The 17,957-nt window shown below is 72.0% G+C and carries 17 protein-coding genes; 8 read left to right on the forward strand and 9 right to left on the reverse strand.

Annotated elements, in window-relative coordinates:
* Positions 1-38: 38 nt before the first annotated feature.
* Positions 39-674, forward strand: a complete 636-nt coding sequence (locus ACFY7C_RS10575) for a DsbA family protein (RefSeq protein WP_389646949.1) — start codon at positions 39-41, stop codon at positions 672-674.
* 174 nt (positions 675-848) lie between these two features.
* Here ACFY7C_RS10575 and ACFY7C_RS10580 read toward each other — a convergent pair whose 3' ends face one another.
* Entirely contained in the window at positions 849-1,493 is a 645-nt protein-coding gene (locus tag ACFY7C_RS10580) for a superoxide dismutase (protein WP_389646952.1), read from the reverse strand.
* Between the two features lie 379 nt (positions 1,494-1,872).
* On the opposite strand from ACFY7C_RS10580, the gene ACFY7C_RS10585 reads away from it, so the two are divergent.
* A complete protein-coding gene (locus ACFY7C_RS10585; RefSeq protein WP_389646954.1) occupies positions 1,873-2,928 on the forward strand; it encodes a glutamate dehydrogenase in 1,056 nt (351 codons plus the stop codon).
* A gap of 221 nt (positions 2,929-3,149) precedes the next feature.
* Entirely contained in the window at positions 3,150-3,383 is a 234-nt protein-coding gene (locus ACFY7C_RS10590; protein ID WP_389646957.1) for a hypothetical protein, read from the forward strand.
* 131 nt (positions 3,384-3,514) lie between these two features.
* Here ACFY7C_RS10590 and ACFY7C_RS10595 read toward each other — a convergent pair whose 3' ends face one another.
* The 5 genes from ACFY7C_RS10595 to ACFY7C_RS10615 all read right to left on the reverse strand — a co-directional run bounded on the left by ACFY7C_RS10595 (position 3,515) and on the right by ACFY7C_RS10615 (position 9,646).
* Positions 3,515-4,291: an ABC transporter permease gene (locus ACFY7C_RS10595; RefSeq protein ID WP_389646960.1), complete on the reverse strand. Its 777-nt coding sequence runs from the start codon at positions 4,289-4,291 to the stop codon at positions 3,515-3,517.
* Positions 4,288-5,061, reverse strand: a complete 774-nt coding sequence (locus ACFY7C_RS10600) for an ABC transporter ATP-binding protein (RefSeq protein ID WP_389646963.1) — start codon at positions 5,059-5,061, stop codon at positions 4,288-4,290. Before ACFY7C_RS10600 ends, ACFY7C_RS10595 begins: the two co-directional genes overlap by 4 nt.
* 226 nt (positions 5,062-5,287) lie before the next feature.
* Entirely contained in the window at positions 5,288-6,343 is a 1,056-nt protein-coding gene (locus ACFY7C_RS10605; RefSeq protein WP_389646966.1) for a polyprenyl synthetase family protein, read from the reverse strand.
* A 342-nt stretch (positions 6,344-6,685) separates the two neighbouring features.
* Positions 6,686-8,104 carry an amino acid permease gene (locus ACFY7C_RS10610; RefSeq protein ID WP_389646968.1) on the reverse strand — a complete coding sequence of 473 codons (1,419 nt, stop codon included), beginning with the start codon at positions 8,102-8,104 and terminating at the stop codon, positions 6,686-6,688.
* Positions 8,105-8,260: 156 nt separating this feature from the next.
* A complete protein-coding gene (locus tag ACFY7C_RS10615) occupies positions 8,261-9,646 on the reverse strand; it encodes an amino acid permease (protein WP_389646970.1) in 1,386 nt (461 codons plus the stop codon).
* A 262-nt stretch (positions 9,647-9,908) separates the two neighbouring features.
* Here ACFY7C_RS10615 and ACFY7C_RS10620 point away from each other — a divergent pair, with 262 nt between their 5' ends.
* Positions 9,909-10,502: a biotin transporter BioY gene (locus ACFY7C_RS10620; protein WP_389646973.1), complete on the forward strand. Its 594-nt coding sequence runs from the start codon at positions 9,909-9,911 to the stop codon at positions 10,500-10,502.
* 26 nt (positions 10,503-10,528) lie between these two features.
* Here the strand turns inward: ACFY7C_RS10620 and ACFY7C_RS10625 are convergent, their stop codons facing one another.
* Entirely contained in the window at positions 10,529-11,836 is a 1,308-nt protein-coding gene (locus ACFY7C_RS10625; RefSeq protein WP_389646975.1) for an FAD-binding oxidoreductase, read from the reverse strand.
* Between the two features lie 94 nt (positions 11,837-11,930).
* Positions 11,931-13,391 carry an amino acid permease gene (locus ACFY7C_RS10630; RefSeq protein WP_389646978.1) on the reverse strand — a complete coding sequence of 487 codons (1,461 nt, stop codon included), beginning with the start codon at positions 13,389-13,391 and terminating at the stop codon, positions 11,931-11,933.
* Between the two features lie 207 nt (positions 13,392-13,598).
* Here ACFY7C_RS10630 and ACFY7C_RS10635 point away from each other — a divergent pair, with 207 nt between their 5' ends.
* Positions 13,599-14,090, forward strand: coding sequence for a ribose-5-phosphate isomerase (locus ACFY7C_RS10635; RefSeq protein WP_345488286.1), 492 nt, complete (start codon positions 13,599-13,601; stop codon positions 14,088-14,090).
* Positions 14,091-14,099: 9 nt separating this feature from the next.
* Positions 14,100-14,921 (forward strand): Fpg/Nei family DNA glycosylase, encoded by an 822-nt coding sequence (locus ACFY7C_RS10640; protein ID WP_389646980.1) that lies wholly within the window; start codon positions 14,100-14,102, stop codon positions 14,919-14,921.
* 4 nt (positions 14,922-14,925) lie between these two features.
* On the opposite strand, the gene ACFY7C_RS10645 is transcribed toward ACFY7C_RS10640, so the two are convergent.
* Positions 14,926-16,155, reverse strand: a complete 1,230-nt coding sequence (locus ACFY7C_RS10645; protein ID WP_389646983.1) for a GNAT family N-acetyltransferase — start codon at positions 16,153-16,155, stop codon at positions 14,926-14,928.
* Between the two features lie 109 nt (positions 16,156-16,264).
* On the opposite strand from ACFY7C_RS10645, the gene ACFY7C_RS10650 reads away from it, so the two are divergent.
* Positions 16,265-17,410, forward strand: a complete 1,146-nt coding sequence (locus ACFY7C_RS10650) for a PP2C family protein-serine/threonine phosphatase (protein ID WP_389646986.1) — start codon at positions 16,265-16,267, stop codon at positions 17,408-17,410.
* A 40-nt stretch (positions 17,411-17,450) separates the two neighbouring features.
* Positions 17,451-17,912: an HD domain-containing protein gene (locus ACFY7C_RS10655; protein WP_389646989.1), complete on the forward strand. Its 462-nt coding sequence runs from the start codon at positions 17,451-17,453 to the stop codon at positions 17,910-17,912.
* Positions 17,913-17,957: the final 45 nt, after the last annotated feature.

Raw genomic sequence — 17,957 nt, forward strand, 5'->3', positions numbered from 1 at the left:
TGCCCTGCGAGGCACCCATCCACCTTCCGAGGAGTGACATGTCCGAGAGCAGGACCACCGCCGACTTCTTCTTCGACCCGCTGTGCCCGTGGGCGTGGATGACCTCCCGGTGGATGCTGGAGGTGGAGAAGCTCCGCCCGGTCGACGTGCGCTGGAAGGTGATGAGCCTGGCGGTGCTGAACGAGGACCGCCTGGACGAGGTGTCGCCGGAGTACCGGGAGATGCTGGAGACCCAGGCCTGGGGCCCGGTCCGGGTGGTGATCGCCGCCCAGCAGCTGCACGGCGACGAGGTCGTCGGCAAGCTCTACACGGCGCTCGGCACCCGCTTCCACAACAACGGTGAGGGCCCGACGCGCGAGGCGATCGCCGGCGCGCTCGCCGACGTCGGTCTGCCGGCCGACCTCGTGGACTACGCGGACAAGGACACCTACGACGCCGAGCTGCGCGCCTCCCACAAGGAGGGCATCGACAAGGTCGGCCAGGACGTCGGCACGCCGGTGATCTCCGTCCCCGGCGCGGACGGCACCGAGGTCGCCTTCTTCGGCCCGGTCGTCACCCCGACCCCGCGCGGCGAGGCGGCGGCGCGGCTGTGGGACGGCACGCTGCTCGTGGCGTCGACGCCGGGCTTCTACGAGATCAAGCGCACCCGGACGGCGGCGCCGAGCTTCGAGTAGCCGCCGCCCCCGCCGTACGGAAGAACCCCCGCGATTCACGTCATCGCGGGGGTTCTCCTTTCAACCGCCTGCCCGGTGAAGGTTGAGAAGACGATCACGAGCAGGGCGTTCTCGGGCCTCTGTCCCGGCCTCGGCCGGGCCTCGGGCGGGGTTGGGCCGGGCCTCGGGCGGGCCTCAGATGCCGATGAGCGGGGTGCGCCCCTTCGCGTCGGCGTAGCGCTTCTGCACGTCCTGCCAGTTGACGACCTGCCACATGGCGTCGATGAAGTCGACCTTCTGGTTCTTGTACTGCAGGTAGAAGGCGTGCTCCCAGGCGTCGAAGACCAGGATCGGGACCGAGCCCTGGCCGACGTTGCCCTGGTGGTCGTAGACCTGCTCGACGATCAGGCGGCCGCTGATCGGCTCGTAGGCGAGGACGCCCCAGCCGGAGCCCTGGGTGGTCGCGGCGGCCTTGGTGAGCTGGGTCTTGAACTTGGCGAAGGAGCCGAAGGACTCGGTGATCGCGTCGGCGAGCTCGCCGACCCCGTCGGCCGCCAGCGGCTCGCCGCCACCGCCGTCCTTCGGGCTGTTCATGTTGTTCCAGTAGATGGAGTGCAGGATGTGGCCCGACAGGTGGAAGGCCAGGTTCTTCTCCAGGCCGTTGATGGAGCCCCACTGCTCCTTGTCGCGGGCCTCCTCCAGCTGCTCCAGCGTGTCGTTCGCGCCCTTGACGTAGGCGGCGTGGTGCTTGTCGTGGTGCAGCTCGATGATCTGCGGATTGATCACCGGCTCCAGCGCCGCGTAGTCGTACGGAAGCTCCGGAAGTGTGTAGATCGCCATGTGCCGAGCCCTTCGACTGACTGCTTATTGCAACCTCTATGCAAGTGCAGGCTAGCAGCAGGTGCAGTCGATGTTGATCAGTCGATGGTCCTAGGCCGCCGGTCGGTCGGTCGGGCGCGGGGCGGCCCGGCGGCGGACGACCCCCTCCGTCGCCCCCCCCTCGCCCCCTCCGCCGAGACCCTCCGCCGAGCCCCTCCGTCGAAACGCGACGAGGAATCGTTTTTCTGGAGTCAACCGCTCGCTTTTCCTTACCTTTTTCGAGGGGCGCGCGGACAAAACGTGCGAATACTTTTCCGGTGGCAGCCTGGCGTGGCGAGTATGGAGGTGTCCCGACACCGTTCCGGAAGGTGCACCGGTTTTGTCTCAGTCATTGACGGGCGTGGAACTGCCACCCCTCTATTGCCCGCTGGAATCGGCCGTCCACCCCCGTGTGCGGGAGGTGGAGAAACGGGCGGTCGCATGGATCGCGGAGAGCGGCATGTGCGCCGACGAGGAGGAGCGGGCGTGGGTGGTGGCCACCCACAGCACGGACTTCTTCGGCCGGTTCGCGCCGGTGGCCGACGACGACCGCCTCCTGGCGACCTCGCTCTGGGTGTACTGGGGCTTCGCCTTCGACGACGCCCGCTGCGACAACGGCCCGCTGAGCAGCCGCCCCGCCCAGTTCAACGCCCTGGCCGGCGCGGTGCAGCGCGCCGCCGAGGCACCGACGGCCGCCGACGGCGGCGAGCGTTTCGTCCGCCCGCTGCAGGACATCATCGGCCGGTTCAGGTCGCTGGGGACCGCGCCCCAGGTGCGTCGCTTCCTCGACGCCCACCGGGCCTGGCTCTCGGGGGTTGCCTGGCAGATCGGCAACCAGGCGGCGGGCAGGATGCCGGACCTGGACGAATACCTCGCCATGCGGTTGCTGTCCAGCGGCGGCGAGCCGACCTTCGCGATGCTGGAGCTGGCGACCGGGGCGGAAGTCCCCGACGCCGAGCTGCACCGGCCCGCGGTGCGGGCGCTGACCGAGATGGCGATCCTGGTCGCGGCACTGGACAACGACCGCCACTCCCTGCGCAAGGAGCTGTCGCGCGGTCACGCCGACCAGAACATCTACAGCGTGCTGACCCACCACCGGCTGCTCACCCTGGCCGAGGCGGTGGAGGAGGCCGCCCGCATCCGGGACAGGGTGCTGACGCGGTTCCTGCGGCTCCACGACCGGGTCCGCCCGCACGCCGGCGCGGAGCTCGCCCGCTATCTGGGCGGCCTGTGCCACGGCGTGCGGGGCAACGCCGAGTGGGGCCTGCGCGTGCCGCGGTATCTGAGCCTGGGCCGGGTGCCCGACGCGATGGACGAGGAGCCGCTGGAGTGGGCCGCGGCCCCGGCGGACGACTCCCCGGCGCCGCTGCCCGCCGCGCCCACGGTGGCCTGGTGGTGGGACGACGCCCTGGCCTGAGCGCCGGGTGCCGGGTGCCGGAAAGTGCCGGAAAAACCGTCGTCGTACAAAAGAAATAAATGCGCGGGACCGGACGGAAAAATGGATACGCATATTGATGTTCCAAGTGCGCCGCCTCCGCCTCCTTCGAGCGAATCACCCATGGATTCATCCGTCGGTGGCCATGTCGGCGGCTAAGCTCGCGGATGTTCCCCATTCCGCTCCTTCAAGGAGGAATTTCCATGTCCGTCATTCGTCGCGCCGCGGTGGTTTCCGTACTGGCGGCCGCACTCGTCACCGGGGCCGCCGGTGCCCAGGCCTTCGCCGCGTCCGCGCCGACCACGATCGGTGACTTCGACGGCCCCGGCCGCGGCCACGACCGGCCGCTCATGTTCGGGCCCTTCGAGATCCCCCGGAACGGGAGCGTCGGCCTGCACTGGGGAACCGGCAACCGAGGTGGCGGCTTCGGCTTCTGACGGAGCCGGCCGCCGTGCGCGGGGCGGCGCTTCTCGAAGGTGGGGTGCGGCACGACGGGGCCGTACCCCACCTTCGTGCGTCCGGGCGCCCACCGCCGACCGCCGCCCGCCGCAGCGGGGCGCCGGGCGGGTCAGCGCTTGAGCGTGGCCGCGCTGGCGACCAGGACGCCGATCACGCACACCAGGATCAGCACGGCGTCGCGTAGGAAGACACCCGTGACCCCCTCGTGGGTGGCCGCCTCGGTGGCCGCCTGCACCGCGTACGTCATCGGCATGAGCATGGCCAGGCCGTCGAGCGCGTCGTGCATCTCGGCCCTCGGCACGAACAGCCCGCACACCAGGAACTGCGGCAGCACCCCGGCCGGCAGGAACTGCACGGCCTGGAACTCGTTGCGCGCGAAGGCGCTGACGAGCAGGCCGAGCGCCAGCCCGAGCAGCGCTCCGAGCATGGCGATGACCATGAGGAGATACGCGGGCCCCTTGATGTCGAGGCCGAGGGGGCCGACCGCCAGCAGGGTGGAGAGCACGGCCTGGAGCAGGGCGAGGAAGGCGAAGGCCAGGCTGTAGCCGAAGACGATGTCGAGGCGCTGGACCGGGAGCGTCAGCAGGCGTTCGGCGGTGCCCGAGGTGCGTTCCCGCAGGGTCGAGACCGACGCCACCAGATACATCACGATCACCGGGAAGATCCCGAAGACCTGCGGCCCCACGCGCTCGAAGCTCTCCTCGGCGTCGCGGAACATGAGCTTCAGCAGGACCATCAGCATGCACGGGATGATCAGCATCAGCGCGGCGCTTCCGCGGTCCCGGGAGATCTGGAGCAGGACGCGCTGGGCCGTGGCCGCGGTGATGCCGGGGGAGAAGGGGAGAGGGCGCCCCCGGAACTGGGGGACGGGCTGATGCGGTGTCACCGTCGACCTTCGGAGGCGAAGAACGGGCCGTCGTGCTGGGACACGTCGTCGCTCATCAGCGGTTGGGGGATGGACTGGGAAACCGGCCGGGGACGGGCCTCGGCCTGGGCCGCGGCGGCGACCAGGTGCATGAAGGCGGCCTCCACGTTCGTGCGGCCGGTGTGCCGGAGCAGGTCCTCGCGGGTGGCCGCCGCCAGCAGGCGGCCGTTGCGCATGAGCAGCAGCCGGTCGCAGCGGTCGGCCTCGTCCATGACGTGACTGGACACGAGCAGGGTCGTGCCGTCCTCGGCGAGCCGGGCGAACACCTCCCACAGCTCGTGCCGCACGAGGGGATCGAGCCCCACGGTCGGCTCGTCCATCACGAGCAGGTCCGGCGTGCCCAGCAGGGCGACGGCCAGGGAGACCCGGGAGTACTGGCCGCCGGAGAGCCGGGAGACGAGCTTGTCGGCGTACTCCGCGAGCGCCACCTCCTTGACCACCCGGACCACGGCGTTCTCCCGGCGCCAGCCGCGCATCCCGAGGGCGGCGGCGAAGTACCGGAGGTTCTCCAGCACCGTCAGGTCGGCGTAGACCGAGGGGGCCTGGGTGACGTAGCCGACCCGGCAGCTGAGCGAGGGAGAGCCGGCGGGCGAGCCCAGCACCTGGACGTGTCCGGCCGACAGCTGCTGGATCCCGACCAGCGAGCGCAGCAGGGTCGTCTTGCCGCAGCCGCTGGGGCCGAGCAGACCGACGATCGAACCCTGCGGCACGGAGAAGCTGACGTCCTGCAACAGGACCTGCCTGCCCCGTGTGACGTGCAGGCCGTACACGCTGACAGCCGGAGGGCAGCCGGACACTCCCCGCCCTTTCCCTGAATGACGTCGGTCTGGTTCCAGGTCGATCGCGTCGAATCGCTCACGCCGTGGACGCGGGAGTCGCCTGACGTGGCGTCTGCTGACGTGGCATCTGCATGGCAACGCCGTGGGCCCGCAGTTGGTTACGCACCCATGGGCCGAGTCAGTGGTCGCGGCCCGTGAGCAGCAGGGCCAGGTCGTGCAGCCGCCGGTACGCCTCCGGGCTCGGTTCGGCCCGGGCCAGGGCGCGCATCGCCGCCGCCGTCTGCCGTCGGACCTCCTGTTCGGTCCGCTCGCGGCCGCCGGCCCGCTCCACCAGCTCCACCGCAAGGGCCACCTCCGCCTCCTCGAGCGGGCCGGGCCGCTCCAGGAGGTCGGCGAGGTGCCGGCCCGCCTCGCCCCGATCGGCCAGGGCCGCCACCACGGGCAGCGACTTCTTGCGCGCCGCGATGTCGGCCCCGACCGGCTTCCCGCTGCGGTCGGACGCGCCCCAGATCCCGAGGAGGTCGTCGACGCACTGGAAGGCCACTCCCAGGCACCGTCCGAAGTCCCGCAGCCCGTCCACCCGCCGCTCCGGCGCGCCGGAGAGAAGACCGCCGAGGGCGCAGGCCGTGCCCATCAGGGCGCCGGTCTTGCCGGCGGCCATCGCCAGATACTGGTCGACCTCGACGTGGCGCCGGTCCTCGAAGGCCACGTCCTGGCTCTGGCCCACCATCAGCTCGGCCAGCATCGACAGCATCTCCCGTACCGCCAGGTGCCCGGCCGGGCCGGGCACCCTGCCCAGCGCGCGCAGGGCGCAGACCAGCAGGGCGTCACCGGTGAGCACGGCCGCGGGCGTGCCGAACACCGTCCAGGCCGCCGGGCGGTGACGGCGCAGCCGGTCGCCGTCGATGACGTCGTCGTGCAGCAGGGAGAAGTCGTGGACCAGTTCCACCGCGACCGCGCCGGGCACCGCGTCCTCGGCCGTCCCGCCGACGGCCTGGGCCGAGAGCAGGACGAGGGCGGGCCTGACGGCCTTGCCGCCGCCGGCCGGGCCGGCCGGGAGCGGGGTGCCGTCCGCCTCGGTCCAGCCGCGGTGGTAGCCCACCACCCGTGCCTCCGGCGCGGGCACTCTGCCGACCTCGTCGCGCAGAGCCGGCGTCACGAGATCGCGAGCCCAGCCCAGCAGGGGGCGCGCCGCCGCCGGCGCGCTCCTGTCCTTCGTGGCGATTGCGCTCATGCGCGGCTCCGGAGCGTTCCTGCTGGGTAAGACGCTCCCGGGATGCCCGCGTGGGCATCGGAGCGTCGTCCGCGTGCGTGCGTCATGGCTCCAGCTAAGCGAGTCGACGCACCGCTGCTCGGCTTCCCGGCCGTGACATCGTAAAGATCACCTCAGCAGGGGACGTGCGGCTGATCTGCGGATTGTCCATTGGCCCTACCGGCGCGCGCCCGGCGCATCGCGCGCACGCCGGTGAGCCGCCCGGACGACGAGAACCCGGGACGGCGAGAACCCCCGGACCGGACCGGTCCAGGGGTTCTTCGTCTCGGGGTCTTCGTCTCGCGGGTACGGACCCGGGACCGGTCAGACCTCCTCGGCCACCGTCCCGCGCTTCCTCTGCAGGGCGAAGCCGACCGCCGCGAGCAGCAGCGTCAGCCCGCCCGTGTAGTAGAGCTGGATCCGGGTGCCCTCCTCACGGGCCATCAGGAAGAAGATCCCCGCCATGCCGGCCAGCGCGACCCAGGTCAGCACCGGGAACGCCCACATCTTCACGACCAGCTTCTCGGGCGCCTCGCGCTCGGTGCGACGGCGCAGCACCAGCTGCGAGACGGCGATGAAGAACCAGACGACCAGGATGATCGCGCCGATGGTGTTGAGCAGCCAGATGAAGGCCTTGTCGGGCGACCAGTAGCTGAGCAGCACACAGCCGAAACCGAAGACCGAGGACACCAGCACGGCCGGTCGCGGCACGCCGCCGAAGGTGCGGCCGAGCGCCTTCGGGCCCTGGCCGCGGGCGACCAGCGAGCCGGCCATGCGGGAGGCGCCGTAGATGTTGGCGTTCATGGCCGACAGCAGCGCGACCAGGACGACCACGTTCATGATCTGGCCGGCGGCCGGGATGCCCAGGTGGTCGAGGGTGGCGACGTACGGGCCCTTGTCGACGACCGCCTTGTCGCCCCACGGGACGAGGGTGACGATGACCGCCATGGAGCCGATGTAGAAGAGCGCGATGCGCCACATCGCCGTACGGACGGCCTTGGCGACACCCTGCACGGGGTGCTCGGACTCGGCCGCGGCGATCGTGACCGTCTCCAGACCCCCGTACGCGAAGACGGAGGCGAGCAGACCCACGATCAGGCCCTCGGAGCCGTTCGGGAAGAATCCGCCCTCGCCCGTCAGGTTCGTCGTGCCCGGGGCGTCGGCACCCGGCAGGACGCCCACGATGGCGAGCACGCCGATGCCGAGGAAGAGGACGATCGCGCCGACCTTGAGCGCGGCGAACCAGAACTCGAACTCGCCGAAGTTCTTCACGGCCGCCAGGTTGGTCCCGCAGAACACCAGCATGAAGAGGGCCACCCACGCCCACTCCGGAGTGCCCGGGAACCAGCCCGTCATGATCTTGGCCGCGCCGATGCCCTCCAGGCCGACGGCCACGCACAGCAGGAACCAGAAGGCCCAGCCGGCGGTGAAGCCGGCCCACGGGCCGAGCGCCCGCTCGGCGTGGACGGAGAAGGAACCCGAGGCCGGGTTCGCCGCCGACATCTCGCCCAGCATCCGCATCACCAGCATGACGAGCACACCGGAGATCGCGTACGCGAGGACGATCGACGGGCCGGCCGCGGCGATGCCGGCGCCGGAGCCGACGAAGAGGCCGGCGCCGATGACACCGCCGAGGGCGATCATCGACAGATGGCGCTGCTTGAGGCCGTGGGCCAGGCCGCCGGCAGGAGCGGCCGCGCCGTCCTTGCGGTCGGCCGGCGCGGGCGCGGTGGTCCGAGACATGGGCGAGCCCTGTTCGCTAGCTGAGACGGGGAGGGTGAGGGAGGTGGCCCACAGTCTGTGGGGCCGCACCGCTCACGGGGAACGGATGTCCGCTATACGGGCACGACCTTCACACAAGGTGAAGATCCCGTAGCCCTTCGTCGAGGGGCCCGCGACTCAGGCGCCGCGGTCCGCGCGGGCGCCGCGCAGCTCCCGCACCCACGCCACCGCGAGCACCGCCGCCGTGGCCGCGGCCGACCACAGCACCTGCGGCCGCGCGCCGTCGTCGAGCAGCATCAGCACCAGCACCGCCGCCATCGCGGCGAGCGCCGTCCAGGTCAGCCACGGGAAGCCCCACATCCGCAGGGTCAGCGTGTGTGGCGCCTCCCGCTCGATCCGGCGCCGCAGCCGCAGCTGCGACACCGCGATCAGTGCCCATACGAACAGCAGTACCGCGCCGACCGCGTTGAGCATGTAGAGGAAGACGGAATCCGGCCACTTCAGATTGAGCAGTACGGACACGAAGCCGAACGCCACCGAGGCGAGCACCGCCCGGCGCGGCACCCCGCCGCCCGAGACCTTCAGCAGACCCTTCGGCGCCTCGCCGCGCTCGGCCAGCGAGAACACCATCCGCGAGGAGCCGTACAGATTGGCGTTGAGCGCCGACAACAGCGCCACGAACACCACCGCGTTCATGATCTGACCGGCCGCCGGCACCCCGATCGCGTCGAGCACGGCCACGTACGGCGACTCGCCCGGCCGCATCGCGGTCCACGGCAGCAGGGTCACGATCACCAGCATCGAACCGACGTAGAAGAAGAGGATCCGCCACACCGCGCTGCGCACCGCCCGCGCCACGTTGCGCGCCGGGTCGTCCGACTCGGCCGCCGCGATCGTCACGACCTCCAGACCGCCGAACGCGAAGACCACGGCGAGGACGCCGGAGACGACGCCCTCCCAGCCGTGCGGCAGGAAGCCGCCCCGCCCGGTCAGATTCGCCAGGCCCACCGGATCCGTGTCGGGCAGCCATCCGACGACCGCCAGCACGCCGAGCACCAGGAACAGCACGATCGCGCCGACCTTGAGCGCGGCGAACCAGAACTCGAACTCGCCGAAGTTCTTCACCGCCGCCAGGTTGGCGGCCGTGAACACCAGCATGAACACCAGCACCCAGCCCCACTGCGGGACGTCCGGCACCCAGCCGTGCGCGATCCGCGCCGCGCCCGTCGCCTCCACGGCGAGCACCACCACCAGCAGGAACCAGTACAGCCAGCCCACCGAGAAACCGGCCCAGCGGCCGAGCGCCCGCTCCGCGTGCACCGAGAAGGCGCCGGAGGCCGGCATCGCGGCCGACATCTCGCCCAGCATCCGCATCACCAGCATCGCGAGCGCGCCCGCGATCAGATACGAGACGACGATCCCGGGACCGGCGACCGCGATCCCCGCGCCCGAGCCGACGAACAGCCCCGCGCCGATCACCCCGCCGAGGCCCAGCATCGTGAGGTGACGCTGCTTCAGTCCGTGCGAGAGCGGCTCGGGTTCGGGGACGAGGGAGTCGGGCATGGAGGAATCGCTCTCGGACGGTTTATGGAGACCCCACAGTCTCTCCGGTGACCGGCCGATGGCGCAAAAAGGACCAGCGGGCAGGAGTCCCCAGTGACAAGCGTCACGCTGCATTCGGTGGGGAAACCGCGCTTTGTTTGATCTCCACGAAGGGCTCACCCCGCGCTTTGTGGGCGGCTGACCGTGATCGGCCGCTCACTCCTGGCATACGGTCGAGCCTGACCGCCTTGTCCCCCGTCCCCGCCACCCTCACGGAGTACCGATGAGCACCGCCGCCGCCCCCGTCTCCTCCCTCCGGCCCGGGACGGTCCTCGCCGACCTGATCCCCGCCGGCCGCGTCCGCGACATCGCGCTGGTCGTCGGCGGCGCCGCGCTCACCGGCCTGGCCGCGCAGCTCTCCGTCCCGGTCCCCGGCTCCCCGGTCCCGGTCTCCGGCCAGACCTTCGCCGCGCTGCTCGTCGGCACTTCCCTCGGCGCCCGTCGCGGCTTCCTCGCGCTCGGCCTGTACGCCGTGGCCGGCATGGCGGGCGTGCCGTGGTTCGCCCAGGCCACCTCCGGCTGGTCCATGCCGTCCTTCGGCTACATCCTCGGCATGGTGCTCGCCGCCACCGTCGTGGGCGCCCTCGCCCGCCGCGGCGCCGACCGTTCGGTGCCGCGGATGGCCGGCGCCATGGTGCTCGGCTCCGCGCTCATCTACGCGGTCGGCGTCCCGTACCTGGCCCTGTCCACCGGCATGACGCTGAGCCAGGCCGTCGCCGCGGGCCTCACCCCGTTCCTGATCGGCGACGCCCTCAAGGCGGCCCTCGCCATGGGTGCCCTGCCGGCCGCCTGGAAGCTCATCGGCCGCAAGGGCTGATGGCCCGGGCGCTCCCAGGGGCGCCCTCAGCGCTTCCCGAACCCCCCGAAGAGGTTCGCCGGGTCGAGTTCCCCCTTGACCGCGGCGAGCCTCTTCGCCGTCCCGGCGTCGTAGAGGCCCTCCGTCCGCCCGCCGTCGCCGAAGGCGAAGGCGGCCGCCCGGCCGATCGCGTGCGGGGCCAGGGCCTCCGCCACCCGCGTGTGCAGCGCGCCGACCGGCGCCACGCCCTCCTCGTCGAGCGGGTAGAGCGCGCGGACCAGCCAGCCCGCCTGGCGGTACGCGGCGGGGTTCGGCACCGGCGCCTCGGCCGTCAGGGCCCCGCCCAGATGGTTGAGCTGCACCACCGCCATCCGCCCGGCCCCGGGTCCGGTGAGCCGCAGCACCCGGGCGAGCGCGTCCTCGTCCAGGTCGTCGAGCAGGATCCCGTCGCCCCAGTAGGCGTGCGGGAAGTCCGGGTCGGCGTGGATGGTGTGGCTCTCGGTGTACGGCAGTTCCCGCAGCGAGTCGGTGAGCGCGGGCCCGATCGCCCGCAGCGGCGCCACCAGCCGCTCGCCCTCGGCCGCGCCCCCGGTGAAGGCGACCCGCACCGAGAGCACGTACCGGCCGCGCAGGTGCGGCGGCAGCGCGGGCGCGTCCGGGTAGACCAGGGCGGCGAGCGAGGAGGTCAGCGTCTCGGGCAGCTCCCGCGCCCAGGCCGTGTAGCCGCGCAGCACCTCGGCCGGGTCGACGACGGCCCCGTCGAAGGCGACCGAGCCGCCGTAGAGCCGGCCGACCGGCACCAGGCCGATCTCCACGAAGGTGACCACGCCCAGGCCGTGGCCGCCGCCGAGCACCGCACCGAAGAGCTCGTCGCCCGGCGCGAGCCGGAGCGCGCCGCCGTCCGCCGTCACCAGCTCGAGCCCCCGGACCTGCCCGGCGGCCCAGCCGTACGTACGGCCGAGGATGCCCAGGCCGCCGCCCAGGAGGTAGCCGACCACGCCGACGCCCGGCGAGGAGCCGTTCAGCGGGGCCAGGCCGTGCGGCGCCGCGGCCTCGACGACCTGCCCCCAGCGGGCCCCGGCGGCCACCCGGGCGGTGCGGGTCACCGGGTCGACGACGACCTCGTCCATCCGCCGGGTGTCGATCAGCAGCCCGCCCTCGACGGGACCGCCGCGCCCGTGCCCGGTGGACTGCACGCTGACCGTGAGGCCGTGCTCGGCGGCGTACCGGACGGCGGCGCGGACCGCGTCCGGCCCGGTGGGCTCCACGACCCGGTCGGGCCGCACCGGGAAGGCGGTCTGGAAACCGGTGATCCGCTCGTCGGCGGCGGTGGCGGTGGGCTGCGCTTCGGACATGGAAAGGCTCTCCGTTCCCGAGGTGGTCGGTGTACGGAGAGCCTTTCGCGGATACCTGACAGGCTCCGTCAGGTATGGAGAGCGATCGCGCGGATCAGATCCGCTCGCTCTCCGCGCGCTTGCGCAGCTGCTCCTTGACGAGACCGATCGCGAGGACGAGCCCGGCCACGAGCAGCGAGAGCACGACCTGCTCGCGGTTGCTGCCGCCGGCGTAGACCATGTAGCCGAGGACGAAGACGATCATCGCGGCGGTCGCCCAGGTCAGGTACGGGAAGAGCCACATCTTCACGACCAGCTTCTCGGGCGACTCGCGCTGGATGATCCCGCGCATCCGCAGCTGGGTCAGGCAGATGACCAGCCAGACGAAGAGGGCGACGGCGCCGGAGGAGTTCAGCAGGAAGGCGAAGACGTCGTCCGGACGCCAGTAGTTGAAGAAGACCGCCACGAAGCCGAAGACCACGGAGGCGAGGATCGCCATGACCGGGACGCCGCGGGAGTTGGCGCGGGCGAAGGACTTCGGCGCGTCGCCGCGCCGGCCGAGGGAGAAGGCCATGCGGGAGGCGGTGTAGAGGCCCGAGTTCAGGCAGGACAGCACGGCGGTCAGGACGATCACGTTCATGATCTGGCCGGCGGCCGGGATGCCGATGGAGTCCAGGGCGGCGACGTACGAGCCCTTCTCGGTGATCGACTTGTCGTTCCACGGCAGCAGGGTGAGGACGACGAAGATCGAGCCCAGGTAGAAGACGCCGATCCGCCAGATCACGCTGTTGGTCGCCTTGGTCACGGCCCGCTGCGGGTCCTCCGACTCGCCGGCCGCCAGGGTGACGATCTCGCTGCCCATGAAGGAGAAGACGACCATCAGCACACCGGTGAGGATCGCGCCCGCGCCCATCGGGAAGAAGCCCCCGGTGTCGGTGAGGTGCGCGAGGCCCGCGCCCGGGTTGTCCGAGCCCGGCAGCACGCCGAAGACGGCGAGGAAGCCGATGACGACGAAGGCGGCGATGGCGACCACCTTGATGCCGGCGAACCAGAACTCGAACTCGCCGTACGAGGCGACGGAGCCGAGGTTGGTGGCGGTGAGGACCACCATCACGATGAGCGCCCAGGCCCACTGCGGGACGGCCGGGATCCAGCTCTCCAGGATCACCGCGCCGGCGGTCGCCTCGACCGCGAGCACGACCACCCAGAAGAACCAGTACAGCCAGCCGATGGTGAAGCCGGCCCAGCGGCCGAGCGCCCGGTCGGCGTAGGCGGAGAAGGAACCGGAGGAGGGGCGGGCGGCGGCCATCTCGCCGAGCATCCGCATCACGAAGACGACCATGGCGCCGACGAGCGCGTAGGAGAGGAGGATGGCGGGGCCGGCCGCGGCGATTCCGGAGCCGGAGCCGACGAAGAGACCGGCGCCGATGACGCCGCCGATGGCGATCATCGACAGGTGGCGGTTCTTGAGGCCGGCCTTGAGGCCATCGGAGCCGTGGGCGGCGGAGGAGTCCTGGGAGTGACCGGGGTTTCCGGTGTTCCCGCCTTCCTTTGCCAGGGTCGGCTGCGTGTTCATGAACGCTTCCTTCGGGTGTGGGGGCTGCTCGGGTCGCGAGCCGGTGACATGTAACCCGGAGACCGATGAGTACGGAAGAGCTGATTCCGGATCGTGATTCAGGACATATGCCGGAGATAAGGTCCGGACCTTTCGGGACGGAAGTCCCGAACCAAGGTCCCGACCCCGCTGACCGCTACCCCGCCCGGGTCGTGCCACACTCGGACCATGCGCGTCTACCTCGGCTCCGACCATGCCGGTTACGAACTGAAGAACCACCTCGTCGAGTGGCTGAAGGCCCACGGCCACGAGCCCGTCGACTGCGGCCCCCACATCTACGACGCCCAGGACGACTACCCGCCGTTCTGCCTGCGCGCCGCCGAGAAGACGGCCGCGGACCCGGACAGCCTCGGCATCGTGATCGGCGGCTCCGGCAACGGCGAGCAGATCGCCGCCAACAAGGTCAAGGGCGTCCGTGCCGCCCTCGCCTGGAGCGAGCAGACCGCCGCCCTCGGCCGCGAGCACAACAACGCCAACGTGATCTCCATCGGCGGACGCATGCACTCCCAGGAAGAGGCGACCAAGTTCGTCGAGATCTTCCTGACCACCCCGTACTCGGGCGACGAGCGCCACACCCGCCGCATCGACATGCTGAGCGCGTACGAGACCACCGGCGAGCTCCCGCCGATCCCGGCGCACCACCCGCAGAACGAGGCCTGATCAGCACCCATGCCTGAGGGGCACACCATCCACCGGCTGGCCGCCGACTACCGGGAACGGTTCGGCGGCCGGCCTGTGCGCGTCACCAGCCCGCAGGGCAAGTTCGCCGACTCCGCCGCCCTCCTCGACGGCACCGTCCTCGCCCGCACCGAGGCCCACGGCAAACACCTCTTCCTGGGCTTCCCCGGCGACGAGTGGATCCACATCCACCTCGGCCTCTTCGGCAAGGTCGGCTTCGGCGACGCGCCCGCCCCGCCGCCCACCGACACGGTCCGGCTCCGGCTCGCCGACCCCGACGCGTACGTCGACCTGCGCGGGCCCACCACCTGCGCGCTCATCACCGACGGCGAGAAGCGGGCGATACACGACCGGCTCGGCCCCGACCCGCTCCGGGACGGCGACGACCCCGACAAGGCCTGGCGCCGCATCTCGAAGTCCCGCACGACGATCGCCGCGCTGCTGATGGACCAGAAGATCATCGCGGGCGTCGGCAACGTCTACCGCGCCGAGGTCCTCTTCCGGCACGGCATCGACCCGTACCGCGCGGGCAAGGACCTGACCGAGCGCGAGTGGCGCGCGATCTGGGACGACCTGGTGCTGCTGATGCGCGAGGGCGTGCGCCTGAACCGCATCGACACCGTCCGCCCCGAGCACACCCCCGAGGCGATGGGCCGCCCGCCGCGCGTCGACGACCACGGCGGCGAGGTCTACGTCTACCGCCGGGCCCACCTGCCCTGCCACATCTGTGGCGGCGAGATCCGCACCGCCGACCTCGCCGCCCGCAACCTCTTCTGGTGCCCGGCCTGCCAGCCCGCCGGGGCCCGCCCGTAGACGCCTAGAACCCGTGCGGCAGCCAGGGCGCGACCGGAGAGCCGAAGGCGACGGACGCCTCCACCAGCGCCCCCTCGCGCAGCTCCCGCACCCGGCCGGCCGCCGCGAGCGACAGCAGCGACACCCCGCCCAGATACGCCGAGCCCAACTCCCGTACGGACAAGGCCACATCGGCGGCCTCGTCCGTACGGACGCAGAGTGCGCCCTTCGGGTCACCCGTCAGCCGCCAACGCCCCTCGTTCCACGGGCAGAAGGCGTCCTCGACCTCGAACACCACGTCCACCGGCGCCTGGTACGTCCGCGCCGCCAGCGCCGCGCCCACGTCCACGAGCCGGACGAACAGCCCCTCCCGCAGCGTCGGCTCGCACCGCCGGACGTCCGTCACCAGGTGCTGCCAGGCGTCGTCCACCGGACGGCTGTGCACCTCCACCCGCGAGGTCAGGTCCACCGAGCACAGGAACCGCCACAGCGCCGCCTCCGCCACCGGGTCGAGCCCCGCCAGCTGCTGCACCATGACGGATCCCTCCGGGCCCGCCCACGACCACTTCGGCCGGATCGCGTAGTGCGCGTACCCCACGACCTCGCCGTCCCGCTCCGCGAGCAGGCACTGCCGCGGTGACGCGCCGTCCCGGTTGGCGGGCGGGTCGATCAGCGCGAGCCGCTCCCAGCCGGGCCGCCGCGCCGGCATCCCCGGCCGGCCCGCGACCAGCCGCGCGTACACCGCCTCGGTCGCCGCCAGCCCCTCCGCCGGCGTCGTCACCCGCAGCGCCACCTCGTCCGTGCCCTCCGGCACCACGAGCCGCACCCGGGTCGGGTCGATCGTCGCCCGCACCGCGTGCGAGGCCACCCCGTACCCGAACCGGCCGTAGATCTCCGGCTCCGAGGCCGTCAGCACCGCGAGCGGCTCGCCCCAGCTCCGTACGTCGTCGAGCTGGCGGCGCATCATCGAGGTGAGGATCCCCCGCCGCCGGTGCGTCGAGGCCACGCTCACCATCGTCACCCCCGCCGCCGGCAGCAGGGCCCCGCCCGGCACCGAGAGCCGGAACGTGAACGCCCCCGCCGTACCGACGCAGCGGTCCCCGTCCCAGACGCCGACCGAACGCTCGCACTCGGTCAGCTCCCGCCAGAGCGCCCGCTCCTCGTCCGCCTCCGCGACACCCCCGAACGCGAGCTCCAGAACCCCGTACCAGTCGTCCCACGCGGCGGGGTCGAGCACCCGCAGTTCAGTCGTCATATGCCATCGATATCAGCGCCCCTCGGACCGACGCGACCCGATTTCGAATGCAATGTCACCTGGGTACCCCCCTGCACGAGCTCCGACGGGGTGGATAGGGTCCAGGCCAATGGGACGTCGCGCCGGAGTGGACTCGTACGCGGCCCGGATGCGCAGGAGCGCCCACCGGGTCCGCGTCGCGCTGCGCCGGTCCGGGGTGGACTACTTCCGCGGCGACGGCTCCGACTGGGTCGCGCTCGCCGGACTCCTCCTCACCGTCCCCGCCATCGCCTTCGGCACCATCGCCGACCCCGTGTGGTGCTCGCCCGCCGCCCTCGTCCTGCCGATCGTCGCCGGCGGGCTGCTGCTGCGCCCCGCCAGCCTCCTCGGCCTGTACGCGGCTGCCGCCGGCGCCCTCATCGTCGAGTCCGTCGTCCTCGGGCCCTACACCCAGGGCCCCGCCCGGGTCACCCCCGGCACCGTCCTGGTCGTCGCCGCCTGCGGCTTCTTCGGACTGCTCATCGCCCAGTTCCGGGCCCGCGTCGGCGTGCCCTGGCGGCGCGGCGGCACCATGCTCTTCGACCTGCGCGAACGCATCCGGGTCCAGAGCGCGCTGCCCCGCCTCCCGGCCGGCTGGCACCGCGAGATGGCGCTCCGCCCGGCCGGCGGCCAGTCGTTCTCCGGCGACTTCGTCGTCGCCGCCCGCACCAACGGCGGCCGCACCCTCGAAGTCCTGCTCACCGACGTCTCCGGCAAGGGCATGGACGCGGGCTCCCGCGCCCTGCTGCTCTCCGGCGCCTTCGGCGGACTCCTCGGCTCCCTGCCCCCGCACGGCTTCCTGCCGGCCGCCAACGCCTATCTGCTGCGCCAGGACTGGGACGAGGGCTTCGCGACCTCCATCCACCTCGTCCTGGACCTGGAGTCCGGCGACTACGAACTGCTCTCCGCCGGCCACCTGCCCGCCCTGCAGCTCCACGCGGGCAGCGGACGCTGGGAGGAGAAGGCCGCCGAAGGGCCCCTCCTCGGCGTCTACGACGGCGCGGAGTTCCACCCGGTCAAGGGCTCCCTGCTTCCCGGCGACGTCCTCATGCTCTTCACCGACGGCCTGGTCGAGAGCGCCGAGCGCGACATCGCCGAGGGCATCGACCGGCTCACCGGCGAGGCCGACCGCTATGTCACCGCCGGCTTCGAGGGCGCCGCCTGGCACCTCATCGAAGCGTGTGCCAAGGACGTCAACGACGACCGCGCGCTGCTCCTCATCAGCCGCAAGGGATGACGCAAGGGATGACGCAACTGATGACGCCGGGGATGACCTCATGAGCGGTACGCCGTACCTCACCCTCGCCGAGATCGAGGCCCTCGCCGTGGCCGCCCACGCCGGCCAGACCGACAAGGCGGGCCGGCCCTACGCCGAGCACCTGAGGGCCGTCGCGGAGGGCGTACGGGTCCGGGGCGGCAGCCCCGGGCAGATCGCGGCGGCCTGGCTGCACGACGCCGTCGAGGACGACGCCCTGTCCGAGAAGTGGCTGGCGGACGCGGCCCTGCCGACGGAGGTGAAGGCCATGGTGCTCGCCCTCACCAAGCGCCCCGGCGAGGAGCTGGAGGACTACACCCGTCGCATTCTGGCCACCCCGGGCGCCCTCCTGGTCAAGGAGGCCGACCTGGCGCACAACGCCGATCCGGCCCGGCTCGCCGTCCTCGACCCGCCGACCCGGGACCGGCTCACCGCCAAGTACGCCCGCGTCCGGTCGCTTCTCGGCCTCGCCCCACAGAAATGATCAGGACGGAATTCGTCACCTTGGCTTGATTTCGACGGCGACGAT

It is taken from the genome of Streptomyces sp. NPDC012769, assembly GCF_042901205.1.
Classification (GTDB): Bacteria; Actinomycetota; Actinomycetes; order Streptomycetales; family Streptomycetaceae; genus Streptomyces.

Excerpts from the sequence above, each read along its gene's own strand:
- ACFY7C_RS10575 (WP_389646949.1), top strand. The coding sequence starts at position 39 with ATGTCCGAGAGCAGGACCACCGCCGACTTCTTCTTCGACCCGCTGTGC.
- ACFY7C_RS10630 (WP_389646978.1), bottom strand. The coding sequence starts at position 13,391 with ATGAACACGCAGCCGACCCTGGCAAAGGAAGGCGGGAACACCGGAAAC.
- ACFY7C_RS10635 (WP_345488286.1), top strand. The coding sequence starts at position 13,599 with ATGCGCGTCTACCTCGGCTCCGACCATGCCGGTTACGAACTGAAGAAC.
- ACFY7C_RS10640 (WP_389646980.1), top strand. The coding sequence starts at position 14,100 with ATGCCTGAGGGGCACACCATCCACCGGCTGGCCGCCGACTACCGGGAA.
- ACFY7C_RS10650 (WP_389646986.1), top strand. The coding sequence starts at position 16,265 with ATGGGACGTCGCGCCGGAGTGGACTCGTACGCGGCCCGGATGCGCAGG.
- ACFY7C_RS10655 (WP_389646989.1), top strand. The coding sequence starts at position 17,451 with ATGAGCGGTACGCCGTACCTCACCCTCGCCGAGATCGAGGCCCTCGCC.
- ACFY7C_RS10645 (WP_389646983.1), bottom strand. The coding sequence starts at position 16,155 with ATGACGACTGAACTGCGGGTGCTCGACCCCGCCGCGTGGGACGACTGG.
- ACFY7C_RS10605 (WP_389646966.1), bottom strand. The coding sequence starts at position 6,343 with ATGAGCGCAATCGCCACGAAGGACAGGAGCGCGCCGGCGGCGGCGCGC.
- ACFY7C_RS10625 (WP_389646975.1), bottom strand. The coding sequence starts at position 11,836 with ATGTCCGAAGCGCAGCCCACCGCCACCGCCGCCGACGAGCGGATCACC.
- ACFY7C_RS10615 (WP_389646970.1), bottom strand. The coding sequence starts at position 9,646 with ATGCCCGACTCCCTCGTCCCCGAACCCGAGCCGCTCTCGCACGGACTG.
- ACFY7C_RS10590 (WP_389646957.1), top strand. The coding sequence starts at position 3,150 with ATGTCCGTCATTCGTCGCGCCGCGGTGGTTTCCGTACTGGCGGCCGCA.
- ACFY7C_RS10580 (WP_389646952.1), bottom strand. The coding sequence starts at position 1,493 with ATGGCGATCTACACACTTCCGGAGCTTCCGTACGACTACGCGGCGCTG.
- ACFY7C_RS10620 (WP_389646973.1), top strand. The coding sequence starts at position 9,909 with ATGAGCACCGCCGCCGCCCCCGTCTCCTCCCTCCGGCCCGGGACGGTC.
- ACFY7C_RS10610 (WP_389646968.1), bottom strand. The coding sequence starts at position 8,104 with ATGTCTCGGACCACCGCGCCCGCGCCGGCCGACCGCAAGGACGGCGCG.